Annotated in this window: 14 protein-coding genes; 7 read left to right on the forward strand and 7 right to left on the reverse strand. The window is 38.6% G+C overall.

Annotated features, from left to right (window positions below):
* Positions 1-510 precede the first annotated feature (510 nt).
* The 6 genes from KCG35_RS15280 to KCG35_RS15305 all read left to right on the forward strand — a co-directional run bounded on the left by KCG35_RS15280 (position 511) and on the right by KCG35_RS15305 (position 5,927).
* Positions 511-1,011: a hypothetical protein gene (locus KCG35_RS15280; RefSeq protein WP_215820657.1), complete on the forward strand. Its 501-nt coding sequence runs from the start codon at positions 511-513 to the stop codon at positions 1,009-1,011.
* The gene (locus tag KCG35_RS15285) at positions 998-2,575 is read left to right on the forward strand and encodes a GMC oxidoreductase (RefSeq protein WP_215820658.1); all 1,578 of its coding nucleotides are present in this window, start codon (positions 998-1,000) and stop codon (positions 2,573-2,575) included. Before KCG35_RS15280 ends, KCG35_RS15285 begins: the two co-directional genes overlap by 14 nt.
* Before the next feature lie 443 nt (positions 2,576-3,018).
* Positions 3,019-4,560, forward strand: a complete 1,542-nt coding sequence (locus KCG35_RS15290; RefSeq protein WP_215820659.1) for an ABC-F family ATP-binding cassette domain-containing protein — start codon at positions 3,019-3,021, stop codon at positions 4,558-4,560.
* 5 nt (positions 4,561-4,565) lie between these two features.
* Positions 4,566-5,090: an MFS transporter gene (locus KCG35_RS15295; RefSeq protein ID WP_215820660.1), complete on the forward strand. Its 525-nt coding sequence runs from the start codon at positions 4,566-4,568 to the stop codon at positions 5,088-5,090.
* A gap of 86 nt (positions 5,091-5,176) precedes the next feature.
* The gene (locus KCG35_RS26690; RefSeq protein WP_215820661.1) at positions 5,177-5,386 is read left to right on the forward strand and encodes a transporter substrate-binding domain-containing protein; all 210 of its coding nucleotides are present in this window, start codon (positions 5,177-5,179) and stop codon (positions 5,384-5,386) included.
* 1 nt (position 5,387) lies between these two features.
* On the forward strand, positions 5,388-5,927 hold the full coding sequence (locus KCG35_RS15305; protein WP_215820662.1) for a substrate-binding periplasmic protein: 540 nt from the start codon (positions 5,388-5,390) through the stop codon (positions 5,925-5,927).
* 49 nt (positions 5,928-5,976) lie between these two features.
* On the opposite strand, the gene KCG35_RS15310 is transcribed toward KCG35_RS15305, so the two are convergent.
* Positions 5,977-6,789 carry a substrate-binding periplasmic protein gene (locus tag KCG35_RS15310; RefSeq protein ID WP_215820663.1) on the reverse strand — a complete coding sequence of 271 codons (813 nt, stop codon included), beginning with the start codon at positions 6,787-6,789 and terminating at the stop codon, positions 5,977-5,979.
* A gap of 438 nt (positions 6,790-7,227) precedes the next feature.
* On the opposite strand from KCG35_RS15310, the gene KCG35_RS15315 reads away from it, so the two are divergent.
* Positions 7,228-7,902: a DUF4360 domain-containing protein gene (locus tag KCG35_RS15315; RefSeq protein ID WP_215820664.1), complete on the forward strand. Its 675-nt coding sequence runs from the start codon at positions 7,228-7,230 to the stop codon at positions 7,900-7,902.
* Positions 7,903-8,051: 149 nt separating this feature from the next.
* On the opposite strand, the gene KCG35_RS15320 is transcribed toward KCG35_RS15315, so the two are convergent.
* The 6 genes from KCG35_RS15320 to KCG35_RS15345 all read right to left on the reverse strand — a co-directional run bounded on the left by KCG35_RS15320 (position 8,052) and on the right by KCG35_RS15345 (position 12,533).
* On the reverse strand, positions 8,052-9,254 hold the full coding sequence (locus KCG35_RS15320) for an Lcl C-terminal domain-containing protein (protein ID WP_215820665.1): 1,203 nt from the start codon (positions 9,252-9,254) through the stop codon (positions 8,052-8,054).
* 385 nt (positions 9,255-9,639) lie between these two features.
* Complete coding sequence (locus tag KCG35_RS15325; RefSeq protein ID WP_215820666.1) at positions 9,640-10,089, reverse strand: YcgN family cysteine cluster protein; 450 nt, start codon at positions 10,087-10,089, stop codon at positions 9,640-9,642.
* Positions 10,090-10,098: 9 nt separating this feature from the next.
* Positions 10,099-10,401 carry a YcgL domain-containing protein gene (locus KCG35_RS15330; protein WP_309227400.1) on the reverse strand — a complete coding sequence of 101 codons (303 nt, stop codon included), beginning with the start codon at positions 10,399-10,401 and terminating at the stop codon, positions 10,099-10,101.
* Positions 10,398-11,543 (reverse strand): ribonuclease D, encoded by a 1,146-nt coding sequence (gene rnd, locus KCG35_RS15335; RefSeq protein ID WP_215820667.1) that lies wholly within the window; start codon positions 11,541-11,543, stop codon positions 10,398-10,400. The genes KCG35_RS15330 and rnd overlap by 4 nt, the downstream gene beginning before the upstream one ends.
* The gene (gene recR, locus KCG35_RS15340; RefSeq protein ID WP_215820668.1) at positions 11,540-12,148 is read right to left on the reverse strand and encodes a recombination mediator RecR; all 609 of its coding nucleotides are present in this window, start codon (positions 12,146-12,148) and stop codon (positions 11,540-11,542) included. The genes rnd and recR overlap by 4 nt, the downstream gene beginning before the upstream one ends.
* Before the next feature lie 43 nt (positions 12,149-12,191).
* Positions 12,192-12,533, reverse strand: a complete 342-nt coding sequence (locus tag KCG35_RS15345; RefSeq protein ID WP_215820669.1) for a YbaB/EbfC family nucleoid-associated protein — start codon at positions 12,531-12,533, stop codon at positions 12,192-12,194.
* Positions 12,534-12,539: the final 6 nt, after the last annotated feature.

Consider the following 12,539-nt stretch of genomic DNA (forward strand, 5'->3'; position numbering starts at 1 on the left):
ACAATTAATATATATCTGACTATTATACTAAAGTCTAATATCAAATAACTTAGTAGCATTAAAACTCTTAAAACAAGCAAAAAATACGTATTTTTTACGTATCATTAACTTTTGATATGCTCTCCTCAATCATAGCCAACCCAAAATATATCCTATCAAGTCTTGACATTTATCTAATCCCTAAACATCATCATATTCAGAGGTATTCATTATATGTCGTATATTAATAATCGCATACTCAGCCAATAAATATACTGTAGTTTACTCACTAAACAGCCTGATATTTAGTCAATACTATTTGGCATTTTTTACTATTGCAAACCAAAATGTAAACAATTTTCAGCTCAAAGCTATATTCACGCCTGACCTGGATGTTTACTTTAGCCTGATACATTGGTTTATATACTAATTATCCATTTCACATACTATTTTCGAGGTTAGAAAGCAATAATAACTACGAACAAACGATATGTACAAATTACTTTTTAAAATGGTGCAAGGAGAAGAACAGTGAAATTTACTAGGCGACAGTTTAATGCTTCGTCAATAACTTTACTGAGTATGTTGGCAGTTCCACCAGCAATAAGCAAAGAAAAAACAAACGCTAAGCGCTTTAATGAAAAAGAGTATTGTATCATTGAAAACATTGTAAATTACTTCACCCAATATTGGGGAGGTGAAACCATTACCCTTAGTACGGTTAAGTACTTTATCAATGTTAAACTTGACATCGACAATAAATATTATGAAATTTATCAGTCACTTATCAATCACTATCGAATTCTATTTAACACTTATCATGACAACACAAAGGCTGTGACCAAACTGCTGTCGATAGCGAATGACGCCAAAGAAGACTCACATCTAAAGTTAGCCGCTAAAGAGTTACTACAACTTTATATCACTCGTACAGGCTACCAGGCTTATGGATTACTGAACATTAATGGTCATATTACAAGAGGCTATCTTGATCAGCCAACCCCCTACAGGACAATAAATGATGATGTATAAGAAAACAGCTATTGTGATTGGCTCTGGAGTTGCTGGTACTTTTATTGCTACACAACTGTTGCAGTATAAACTATATGAAAAAGTCATTATGCTGGAAGCAGGTCCAGAATTTAAAATGGGCGATTATGGCCAGTGGTTACATTACGTTACTGGTGGATCAGCACCCTACGAGTCCCATTACGATACCGAAGAAGACTTCACTGCCAAGGGTATCCAGCCTTGGTACTTAAATGGCAGCCGTATTTTTGGCAAAGGCGGCTCAACATTACATTTTGGCGGCTGGTTACCGCGGTTTAAACCAGAAGATTTTGAGCTTCATCAAAATACTGGGCGTGGAATTGACTGGCCATTTAACTATGATGAGCTTGAACCTTACTACTGCGAAGCCGAAACTTATTTAGGAGTCACGGGTGACTCTCAAAATCAAAACCCACCACGCAGTCGCCCTTTTCCTTATGAAGCAGCACCTTACCCCTTGGTTGCAAAGCCTTTTATTAAAGCTTTTGATACTTTAAGTTTATCCTATCAACACTTACCCATTACCCGCTACGGTAAAGCAGAAAATGGACATGGCAAGTGCCTAACAGCAGGAACCTGTAATTACTGTCCTGTAGACGGTAAATTTAACGGCATGCAACCCTTTCGCACACTGGACCCCCAAAGTAACTTTGAGCTTCGTCTTGAGTCTCCCGTCATCAAGTTGCTCATGTCTGCCCAAGATACAGTACAAGGTGTAAGTTATTACGATATTAAGCAACAACGTGTAAAACATCTGGAAGGAGATGCCGTTTTTATCTGTAGCGGAGCATTGGAGGCGCCTAAATTACTACTCAACTCACGTAATAAATTCTGGCCGCAAGGGATAGGTAATAACCATGATTTAGTGGGTCGTTACCTTTCAGCTAATCCATTTTTCTATGCCGCAGGACAAACAACATCAGCCAACCATTACCAATGTGAACTAGGCTTTCCTACCTTTGCCAGTCGGCACTTTGATAGCAAAGCCTTTCAAACACAAGGTAAATTCTTTATGGCTATGGATAATGATAGCGCCCGTATTGATTTCGTGACATCCATGTTAGCAGGTAAATCACCAGAAGCTATTCAAGCACAAATCTCAGGTCAGAAAACATTACAGCTCTTTGGCAATCTAGAACCACTTCCCTTCTGGGAAAACCGTGTTTATCCAGACAAAGAGTGGACAAAACATTTTCTCCCTAAAACGATTATCGACACACCAAAAGCAATGTATGACCCTAATATTGCTGATTTTTATGTAGAACAGATGCATTCTGTCCTAAAAAAAATGGGGCTAGAAAATATACGTACAGGTACTTACCCACAACGTGGGGATCATGCAGCCTGTACCTGTCGTATGGCTCACTCGCCTGAGCAAGGTGTGGTAAATACAGACTTTACAGTACATGGTGTTAATAACGTGTATATTTTGAGTAATGCCATTCTACCCACCTTACCTGCAGCCAATCCTACGCTGACATTAGTGGCGATGGGATACAAAATGATTGCGGACATGAGAAAGCAAATGCTATTACATGCAGCTTAATTTTTAAGCTATCAGCTAAAAATTTGCTATTTTAAATGGCTTTGATATAAAATTGCGAAAATTTTTGTCGCTGTTTAGATAATAAACAACCATTTAAATAATAAAACAACCTAATTAGCAAATCGTTACAACATAATATGCTTTATATCCTTTTCAAATGCTTCGTCACTCGACGTTGCTCCGCGCAAATGCCTGATGAAGCGTTGCTCGGAGCCTGAAAGCAAAAAGCTTTAATAATCTTCATCAACTCATACACTTGGAATGCACTATTGTGTAGGCTTGTGTTTGACTTGAAAAAGGAGATTAAAAAGGGTCCATGACGTTTCGTCATGGACCCTTTTTTTATTCCTGAAAAGGAATCGCAACAGTTGTTTTTTTTAAGCAATTCAAAGCAAAGGGTCTGCAGATAATGCAAACCCTTCGCTTTTTTTGGAGTTGTTGAAATGAGCCTTTTATGTGTAACTGAACTTAATTACCAGATAGCAAGTAAGATGCTATATCACGAAGCAAGCCTGACACTACATAAAAATGAACATATGGGCATAGTCGGTAAAAATGGCACAGGAAAAAGTACGCTATTAAAAATAATCACTGCAGAAATAACGGCTGATAGTGGCAATGTACATTGGCAGTCCAATAGTAAAGTAGGCTATCTTGATCAACATGCCCAAATCGATGATTCGTTAACTGTTATTGAATACTTGCACACTGCGTTTGCTCATTTGGCAAAACTTGAAGACCAAATGATCGAACTTTATTCTAATCCTCCGACCAATAAGACAGATGAAGCTTATAAAAAAGCAGCGAATATTCAGCTTTTACTTGAGCAAGAAGGTTATTACACCGCTGAAAATACAATTGCCAAAGTTGTTCTTGGCTTAGGTCTCAATGCTTTTGGGCTAAATACTCAAATAGGTCGTTTAAGCGGAGGACAACGCGCGAAAGTTATTTTAGCGAAATTGCTGATTGAATCACCTGATGTACTGCTGCTCGATGAACCCACAAACTTCCTCGATGTGCAGCATATTAAGTGGTTAGAAATTTTCCTCACTGGATATAAAGGCGCATTAATTCTGGTATCACATGACACACGTTTTTTGGATAAAATCGTTACATCAATATGTGATATCGACAACCGTAAACTAACAAAATATCGAGGGAATTATTCAGCGTTTCTTACTCAAAAAGAACAAGCGATCCAACACAGTGTTGTTAAACATGAAAAATTAAAACAGAAAAAAGCTAAACTTGAAAACTACATAAACCGAAATGCTGCCGGAGTGAATGCTCGAATAGCAAAAGGCCGAAAGAAAATGCTAGCAAGAATTACCTTACAAGAACACCCTGTTCTTCATGAAAAGCTTGATTTTGACTTTCCCGCTTCCAAACTTGCTGGACACGAAGCGTTAACGACAAAACAACTTGAAGTAGGCTATAACCACTCTCTTTTACCTGCGATAACCTTGTCGCTGGCTACGGGTGAAAAGCTGGCAATCAAAGGCTTTAATGGTATTGGTAAATCAACATTATTAAAAACATTGGTCCATCAAGTTTCAGCTCTGTCGGGCTCATATCAGTATGGTCCGCAAACAGTCATTGGCTATTTCAGACAGGATTTACACTGGGACTCTCCTCAGTTGAGTCCCTTACAATTAATAGCTCAGTGGCATCAAAACCTTAAGCCTGGTGCAATTCGTAGCTTACTTGCTCGTTGTGGAATCAAGGACGATCAAGCGGTACAACCTGTTCACTCTCTAAGTGGTGGAGAACAGACACGGGTTAAATTATGTCATTTAATGGCTTCTCCTAGGAGCATATTAATTCTTGATGAGCCAACGACGCATCTTGATGCACATGCCAAAGAGAACCTTAAAAAAGCCATACAAAACTTTAAAGGTAGTGTAATTCTGGTTTGTCACGAAGTGGACTTTTATTCTGCATGGATCGACCACGAGCTGAATATCACTGAGTTTGTACAAAGGTAATACTTATGAGCGAAAACATTCCAATTTCATCATATTGGAAGCAAACTACAGTGTTATTTCTTTCTGCTCAATTTATATCACTGTTAGGATCATCCATTGTTCAGCATGCCATCATTTGGCATATTGTCATCAATACTTCTTCAGGCGCTATGGTGGCTATCTCAACGATTTGCGGGTTCCTCCCGCAAATCGCCATTTCTTTTTATGCCGGCCCATGGTTAGACCGGTTTGATAAAAAACGAGTCAATATGATGTCTGATGGGTTAATTGCATTAGCAACAGCAATGATTTTTATTTCATTTATTTTGGGCTTTAAATCAATCTGGTTATTATTTCTTGCCTTGATTTTCCGCTCATTAGGCACAGGCATTCAAACCCCTGCTGTTAATGCAATGATTCCCTTAATGGTGCCCAGAGAGCACTTAGTTAGGGTCAATGGTCTACTCAGCAGCTTTAACGCACTGACCATGTTGATGTCTCCTGTTATTAGTGCAAGTATCTATGCAACTAAAGTTTCACCATTTCAGTAACAAAAAAGCCCCTTTTTTGATACTGAAATGGTGAAACTTTAGCTAAGTGAATTACGTGTATAAGTATTAAATAATGGAAATACACAATGTTAAAACGATTGCTACTCTTTACCCTAATATTCTCCTGTCAACTTCATGCTGAAACGATTCGTTTATTAACCTTGTCCTTTCCTCCATACGCTTATGTTGAGTCAGGTGAAGTTAAAGGTTTTGTCGTCGATATAGTTAAAGAAACTATGGCGAGAATGAAACAAAAATACGAGTTAGTCGTTCAACCCTGGGCTCTCCCTGCATGAGATGAAAACAGGTAAAGGCGATGGGTTATTCCCTATGTTTATTACTGATGACCGGATTTATTTCACAGCGTATTCAGCTAAACCTTTAACATATGAATATAAATCATTATTCATACACGCTAATCATGATATCCATTTTGATGGTGACCTTGCGCTTTTGGGACAATATCATTTTTGCCGTGTGCGTGGTTACAGTTCAGGCCCTGTTTTTGATCAGGCGGAGCTTAATGGCACCCTCCCTTACGTTGATCTTGCAAATTCCTCATTACAAAATATTCAAAAAATACTCCATAGCCGTTGTCAGATTTTAGTTGATGATAAAAACGTTGTAGCTTACTTATTGAAACGCTTAGGACAGAGTGATCAATTATCGCTTTTGGTGGATCTTGAACGCATTCCAAGCCATATGGGATTTTCTAAGTTCGGACATGCCAGCGACCTCGTCAAACGTTTTGACGAAGCTCATCAAGCAATGATTCAAGATGGAACCATTGATAATATTCTTTCTCACTATTTAGGAAAAATGATACAGCAGCAATAATATCACAAGAAAAAGTATTCTAAACATAGATTTAACAAAGCATACTTATTCATTGCGTATATAACGTTTCATACTTAGCATGAATTTCATCCAACACACCTTCATATTTTAAACGTAATAATTCATGATTTATTTTTGTATAAAGTTCAAAAGCGCGCGGAGATTTTTTTGATATAAAAAAGTGAAGTGTTTCAGACTTAATCACTTTAATTCGTGCTGCTCTAATTGTCTCAGGTACATTATGCTTTTCGATAAGTTTTAATCCATAACCAACTTGTATTGCTAAAGGCATAATTTGACATCGATTTGACTCTAGCATTTTAAAACCAGCGATTATTGTTGGCACGCGGATAAAATCTGACTCACGGGTTAAACCATACTCTTTATAAAAGTATCCCAAAACACCACATACTGAATCAAATTTTTGCAATATTTCTATATTATCAACATTTATATCCGCAGTGAAATGTGCATTAGAATAAAAAACAGCAGGATAAATTTCACTAAAAGGAGAAGTCACGTAGTACTTTTCAGCCCTTTCTAACGTATACGAACCTGTAGAAAACATCTCATAACGTTTTCGTTTATTGAATTTAGCAACTTCAAATAAACACCTCTTCCAAGGAATATGATCAATATGATAGTTCAAATTAAGTGCTTCAAAAACAACTGTCAACGTATCATTGGTAATACCTATTATTTTTTTTGAAACCTTGTTATTTATTCGTTCATAATAAGTGTAAGGTGGATATTCAACATCATCGTCACATATTTTTACTTCCTTAGCGTATACATAAGACACATTTGTTGTCCATAATAATCCAACAAACATAGGAAATATTAATATTTGTGGTTGAAGCATTCTTAATACACCTTTAACAAAATACCCTTAGTAAACACTTCTGACAAACTAAGAATAGCTTTATTAAACATATTACAAAAACCGAATACTTGTTTAAAACACTATTCCATAAACATCTTTATCGTTCACCCTTACTAAATCCCATTAACTACGACAATTTACGACATCAAAAACATTAAATACTAATAAATCTTCAATACAAAATTCACCTCACTCATTCAATTCTTACATATATTTTATTGTAACCTCTTACCCAAGTTAAACAATGGGTTTTAAAAAGTGATGCTGTAACGATACTTGTTAACCACTGTTTAACGAAACAACCAACTTTTTCCTAATCAGTCAGAAAAACCATTTCCCTGGCCCCTTAGTTTATCGTAGAGTTTAAATCAACCTACAATAGAACTTTATTAACATCTACATCAAGGAAAGATGACCATGAAAATATCAAAACACTTAATCCACAAAACCTTTTTATTATTACCAGCATTAGCACTAGCAACCTCAGCTTTAGCCAGCAACAACATCCCTGTCACTATCGATATAGTTAAAAACTCTGGCTCAGGCTGTCCATCTGGAACCGTCGCAGCCACAGTTGCACCTGATGGAAAATCATTTGTGTTAGGTTTTGATGCTTATATTGCTGAAGTAGGCCCTAATATCCCAAACCGAGAAGGCCGTAAAAATTGTACGCTTACCGCACAACTTAATATTCCTAATGGCTACGCTTTTACTATCGTTGATGTCAATTATCGAGGATATGCTGCACTTGAAGAGGGCGTAAACGCGCTTCAGCAATCACGTTATTTCTTTGCTGGTTACCCTCAAGAAGCCCGTTTAAAGACCGAGTTTAATGGTCCTTATGATGATAATTACCTGATCAGTGATCGTTTAGGCTTACACTCTGTTGTTTGGTCAAGCTGTGGAGCCAAAGAGCCAGTGGTTGTATCAACAGAGCTGCGGGTTAATAATAATGGAAATACCAATGCTAGAGGCTTAATTACTACAGATACTATAGATGGCAAACTTACCCATCAGTATGGTATTCAGTTTAGAGCATGTAATATGAATTCAACTCACACAACAACAACTGATACTCCTGACTATTTTTAACCTTATTCTTAATTAGTTCATCCTATTAAGAAGCCAAGATCATGTCATTTTAAATCATCATTAATTGCTGGGCACCTCTAAAAATTTAGAGGTGCCCTGTTGCCAGAATCGATTTATTTTCCGGCAATATATTCAAGAAAATCTCACATTCAATACGCTGACCTGACACACCTTACATAATTATAGACTCGCTGTAAGTCGCCCTGTGGCCCAAAGTAGCGCGGATAATTATTAGCATTTCCTGACTTAGGATCACTTCGCTGCGCCCCTGCACCATGGACATCCATAATACGACCATGCATACGGCCTAATGCAGCACCAAAGGCTATATACACAGCAGAATCATACAAATTTCTACCATCCAAATGGGTTGTACTTGTCCAATAATAAGGAAACTGATTTTTTTCCCTGGATGCATTCAATTTGGAGACTTTGAAAACAGAATTAATCGCTGCAGAGCCATGTGTTTGAGGTGATTTCGAATAATCAACAATACTTTGCAATTCCTTTGCATTGGGTAATCGCCAATCATCATAACCTGCTAACTTTAAATTTTCAGCGTACTGCAACCCCTGACCCCACGCCATACCACGTCTACTGTCGTCTTTTTGCCACATCAACCCAGTAGCAACATCTGTTACGGTTCCATCTTTATTATCAACAAAGTTGTTTTTACCATATGCTTTATTTCCGCGCACAAAGCGGAAATACATTTTATTTGCCTGCCGCCGTCGAGGGTGAAATTTAGGATACCCTTTTATCCTACCATCGACAAAATTAACACCGAACACAGTTTCGTCATTACCCATCGTCCTAGCCACGTACTCAGTGGAACTCCAGGTTTGTGCATCAATTTCACGCTCCCCCCTACGGCTATTACCCAGAGGCTGATTGAAATAACGAGTATCGATAAAAGGCTTAATGGCTCTTTGCCCTCTTACACTGCCAGTAAACTGAATTAAAGAATACAATTCTTTAATTGTAGGTACTCGCCAATCAGAATATCCACCTAACTTTAGTTTTTTAGCATACTTAAAAGCGTCACTAAATATTATTTTTTCCCCCATATTTTTTTGCCACATAAGCCCCGTCACATTATCAGTTATAGTACCATCTCCGTTATCAGTGTAGTTAGGTGTATTAATCTGATAATGAGCATCCTGACCATAAAATGCTTCACCTGATTTAGGCTTGGATATCATCGCATGATTGTTATAAAAATCTGTCACTCCACTGTCCACAATGGCATATGGAGGCTTAGCCGAAAGCGCATTATTTTCACCATAAACAAACATTGAAGCACTAAAGGCTAAAACACTGACCAATGTGTTTTTTATAGCATTTAATTCCATTTAATCCCCACTATAACACCCGTGATAATAAGCTTAATAATATTTCCCAAACTAACTTAAATACTGTTAACAACTAACAATAAATTCATTACATATTGAAGAGTAATAATTGCCTCTTGGCTTTTTTATAATAGTCTACTCAGCTTTCCTATAATTGGAATCGTTCCCTGAAAGCTTAACTACTAAGCGCTGATAACAAGTTATCTAATGCATACTTGAAGGTATTTATACGACTTTAAAGTCAAAACATATGAAATAAGCATTTTATGCTGACGATAAGACTCGACAGCATTAGAAAAATTTCTAAGAAAAAAATATCAGAAATAACCTACATAAATATTGTGTATCATAGGCAGGCAATAAGAATAAATAATATTAATACTTTCTATTCGACCCAATGAATTAAGTAATCTTGCCAGTCTTCTTCAGGAATTTGTGTTTCACAAAGCGTTTTCCCTTTAACAGAAACACCTTCTTCATGAATACTTTCAGCGCGCCCTGTCACTAATGGGTGCCAGGCAGGTAAAGGTTTGCCCTCTGCGAGTAAGCGATAGGCACAGGTGGGTGGCAACCAGTGAAACTCAGCGATGTACTCTGGCGAGAGTACTGTACACTCAGGAATATGATGAGTACGCTGTTCGTACTTCTGACAACGACAACTATCGTCATCCAAAAGTCGACAAGCAATTTGTGTGTAATACACTTGCCCATCATCTTCGTCTTCAAGCTTGTGTAAACAGCATAGACCACAGCCGTCACATACAGATTCCCATTCTTCTTTGGAAAACTGTTTTAATGATTTCTGTTGCCAGAATGGAATCATTACATCAGTCATTATTTATATTTATTCCGGATCATTAAAACACAGAAATTCATCAGGTAACGTCACTAAATACTCATCTTTTGGAGGCGGCATTTGTAGATAAAAGCCTTGTTCAGTAAGTGCTTCTAGTACTTGACCTACACTAACGCGAGCAAGTTTTTTACCTGAATGCAATAACAGCGTCATCACAGGCTCAGGATCCCCAAAAATGGTTAATAGCGACTCAGGAATTTTTGTTAATCCATCCTGTTTTTTAACATAAAGATAGGTTTCATCTTTGCGACGACTTTTGTAAACAGCAACAATGACTTTATCCACTATCACGACTCTAAACCTTGTTTAATCTCATTTAAATATGCCACCAGTTCCTGGCCAAAACAATGATATCGCCAATTTTCGAAATCCATTGACCAACGAAAGTCATCATCATACAACCCAGAACAAATTAAAGCTTGAAAGGCTTTTTTGGGCATTAACACTTCTACAGGAATCTGCAGAACTTCCGCTTTAGTGGCTAACCACAGCTTACCTTTCTTAACATAACGCTTACTTGAAGGGGGAAGTGGTTTAGGGAGACGGTCAGGTAAATTTTTTTCAGGCTTAGTCAGTCCCTGCTTAACACAACTTAAAATAGCATCGCCATCTCGCTTAATAACACTCGCCTTGATGCCTTTAAATGTTGCCAGTTGCGCTTTATAGCGAGGCTTCCGACGGGCAATTAGCCATAACAGCTGATCACTTAACAAATGGTTTCGCGGAATGTCACGAACTAATAGTTGCTGCTCACGCCAGGCTGCTAGCAGTTGCAATATTGCTAACTCTCGAGGGTACAAACGCCAAGCCTGTTTTACCTGACGGTAATATTCTGTAACTGCTGTCACTACCTGATATTCGGCACAAAGTGCGGTGCCATCATCCAAAACCCACTGCGTACGACCTAGTACATCTAACTGTTTACACAAAGCATAATATAACTGGTGTAAATACCATACATCATCTATCGCATATTGTTGTTGCGCAGGTGTAAGCGGACGCTCCTGCCAATCTGACCGGGTTTCCGCTTTACCCAACGACATGCCTAGCATCTCTGCTACCAATCGCTGATACCCCACACTATGACCAAGTCCGACAAGCGCTGCCGCTAACTGCGTATCAAAAAGGGGTTGAGGTAGCTGCTGTACCGTGCGCTGTAACAATTGCAGATCTTCAGAGCACGCATGTAATACTTTAATAATGCGAGGCTCGACCAAAAGCGCACCTAAAGGGGTTAAATCAGAAATAGCAATGGGATCAAGTAAGTATACTTTCTGTCCATCACATAACTGGATAAGACAAGGCTGAGCAAAAAAAGTATGACTTCGCTCAAATTCAGTATCCAGCGCAATGACGTCAGCCGCTAAACAGTCAGCGACCATAGCCGCCAACGCTGCAGGCGTATCAACCCAATGTACTGGGCAGTTTGTCATTCACCCAGTCCCATTTGTTTTCGTCCCGCAAAAGCATGAAGTAATGTGCCACCATCAACGTATTCAAGTTCACCACCCATTGGAACACCATGTGCAATTCGAGTCACTTTAATGCCCAATGACATAGCCTGTTGAGCAATAAAGTGAGCAGTTGCTTCGCCTTCAACCGTTGGATTGGTGGCTAATATCATTTCCCCAACAGCCCGTTGTTGAAGCTGAGTTAATAAGTCATCAACACCAATTTCTTCAGGGCCAATCCCATCAATGGGGGAAAGGTGTCCCTGAAGAATAAAATAATGGCCTCGATATCCCCCTGCCTGTTCAATCGCTAGCATATCTGCAGGACTTTCAACGACACATAATATGCTTTCATCACGTTTGGGATCAGCGCAAATTGAGCAGTAGTCTAGCTCTGTCAGGGTTCGGCATGAACGACAGTGACCCACTTCACTCAATGCAGTGGCCAAACTGGCCACAATTCTTTCTGCACCTTTACGATCACGTTCCAGTAGATGAAGTGCCATACGCTGCGCTGATTTTGGCCCAATACCAGGCAAGCACTGTAATGCATCAATTAATTGTTTAATCAGGGGACTAAAAGCCATTTTTTAATTCCAAAAGCTAAAAGCAAATCGCCAGTAACACTCATTAAAAAGGCTTAAAGCCACCGGGAATATTCAGCCCAAGTCCATCGGTTAAACTACCCATGCGTTTTTGACTTTCTGCTTCCACTTTGCGAACGGCATCGTTTACTGCTGCGGCAATAAGATCCTCAAGCATTTCCTTTTCTTCTTTAAGTAAACTTGGGTCTATTGTTACTCGGCGCACATCATAACGACCATTCATAACCACAGCGACCATACCAGCACCAGACTCACCTTTTATCTCCAAGTGCTCCAGCTCTTGCTGGTTTTTTTTCATCTGCTCTTGCAATTTTTCCTGAGCCTGTTGTAACTGGCCCATTAGATTATCCATACCACCTTTAAACATACGTAC

This window comes from Zooshikella harenae (assembly GCF_018837975.1).
Taxonomy (GTDB): domain Bacteria; phylum Pseudomonadota; class Gammaproteobacteria; order Pseudomonadales; family Zooshikellaceae; genus Zooshikella; species Zooshikella harenae.

Coding starts and splice junctions, on each gene's coding strand:
- KCG35_RS26690 (WP_215820661.1), top strand. CDS start 5,177: ATGTTAAAACGATTGCTACTCTTTACCCTAATATTCTCCTGTCAACTT.
- KCG35_RS15290 (WP_215820659.1), top strand. CDS start 3,019: ATGAGCCTTTTATGTGTAACTGAACTTAATTACCAGATAGCAAGTAAG.
- KCG35_RS15315 (WP_215820664.1), top strand. CDS start 7,228: ATGAAAATATCAAAACACTTAATCCACAAAACCTTTTTATTATTACCA.
- rnd (WP_215820667.1), bottom strand. CDS start 11,543: ATGACAAACTGCCCAGTACATTGGGTTGATACGCCTGCAGCGTTGGCG.
- recR (WP_215820668.1), bottom strand. CDS start 12,148: ATGGCTTTTAGTCCCCTGATTAAACAATTAATTGATGCATTACAGTGC.
- KCG35_RS15310 (WP_215820663.1), bottom strand. CDS start 6,789: ATGCTTCAACCACAAATATTAATATTTCCTATGTTTGTTGGATTATTA.
- KCG35_RS15305 (WP_215820662.1), top strand. CDS start 5,388: ATGAAAACAGGTAAAGGCGATGGGTTATTCCCTATGTTTATTACTGAT.
- KCG35_RS15320 (WP_215820665.1), bottom strand. CDS start 9,254: ATGGAATTAAATGCTATAAAAAACACATTGGTCAGTGTTTTAGCCTTT.
- KCG35_RS15285 (WP_215820658.1), top strand. CDS start 998: ATGATGATGTATAAGAAAACAGCTATTGTGATTGGCTCTGGAGTTGCT.
- KCG35_RS15325 (WP_215820666.1), bottom strand. CDS start 10,089: ATGACTGATGTAATGATTCCATTCTGGCAACAGAAATCATTAAAACAG.
- KCG35_RS15295 (WP_215820660.1), top strand. CDS start 4,566: ATGAGCGAAAACATTCCAATTTCATCATATTGGAAGCAAACTACAGTG.
- KCG35_RS15345 (WP_215820669.1), bottom strand. CDS start 12,533: ATGTTTAAAGGTGGTATGGATAATCTAATGGGCCAGTTACAACAGGCT.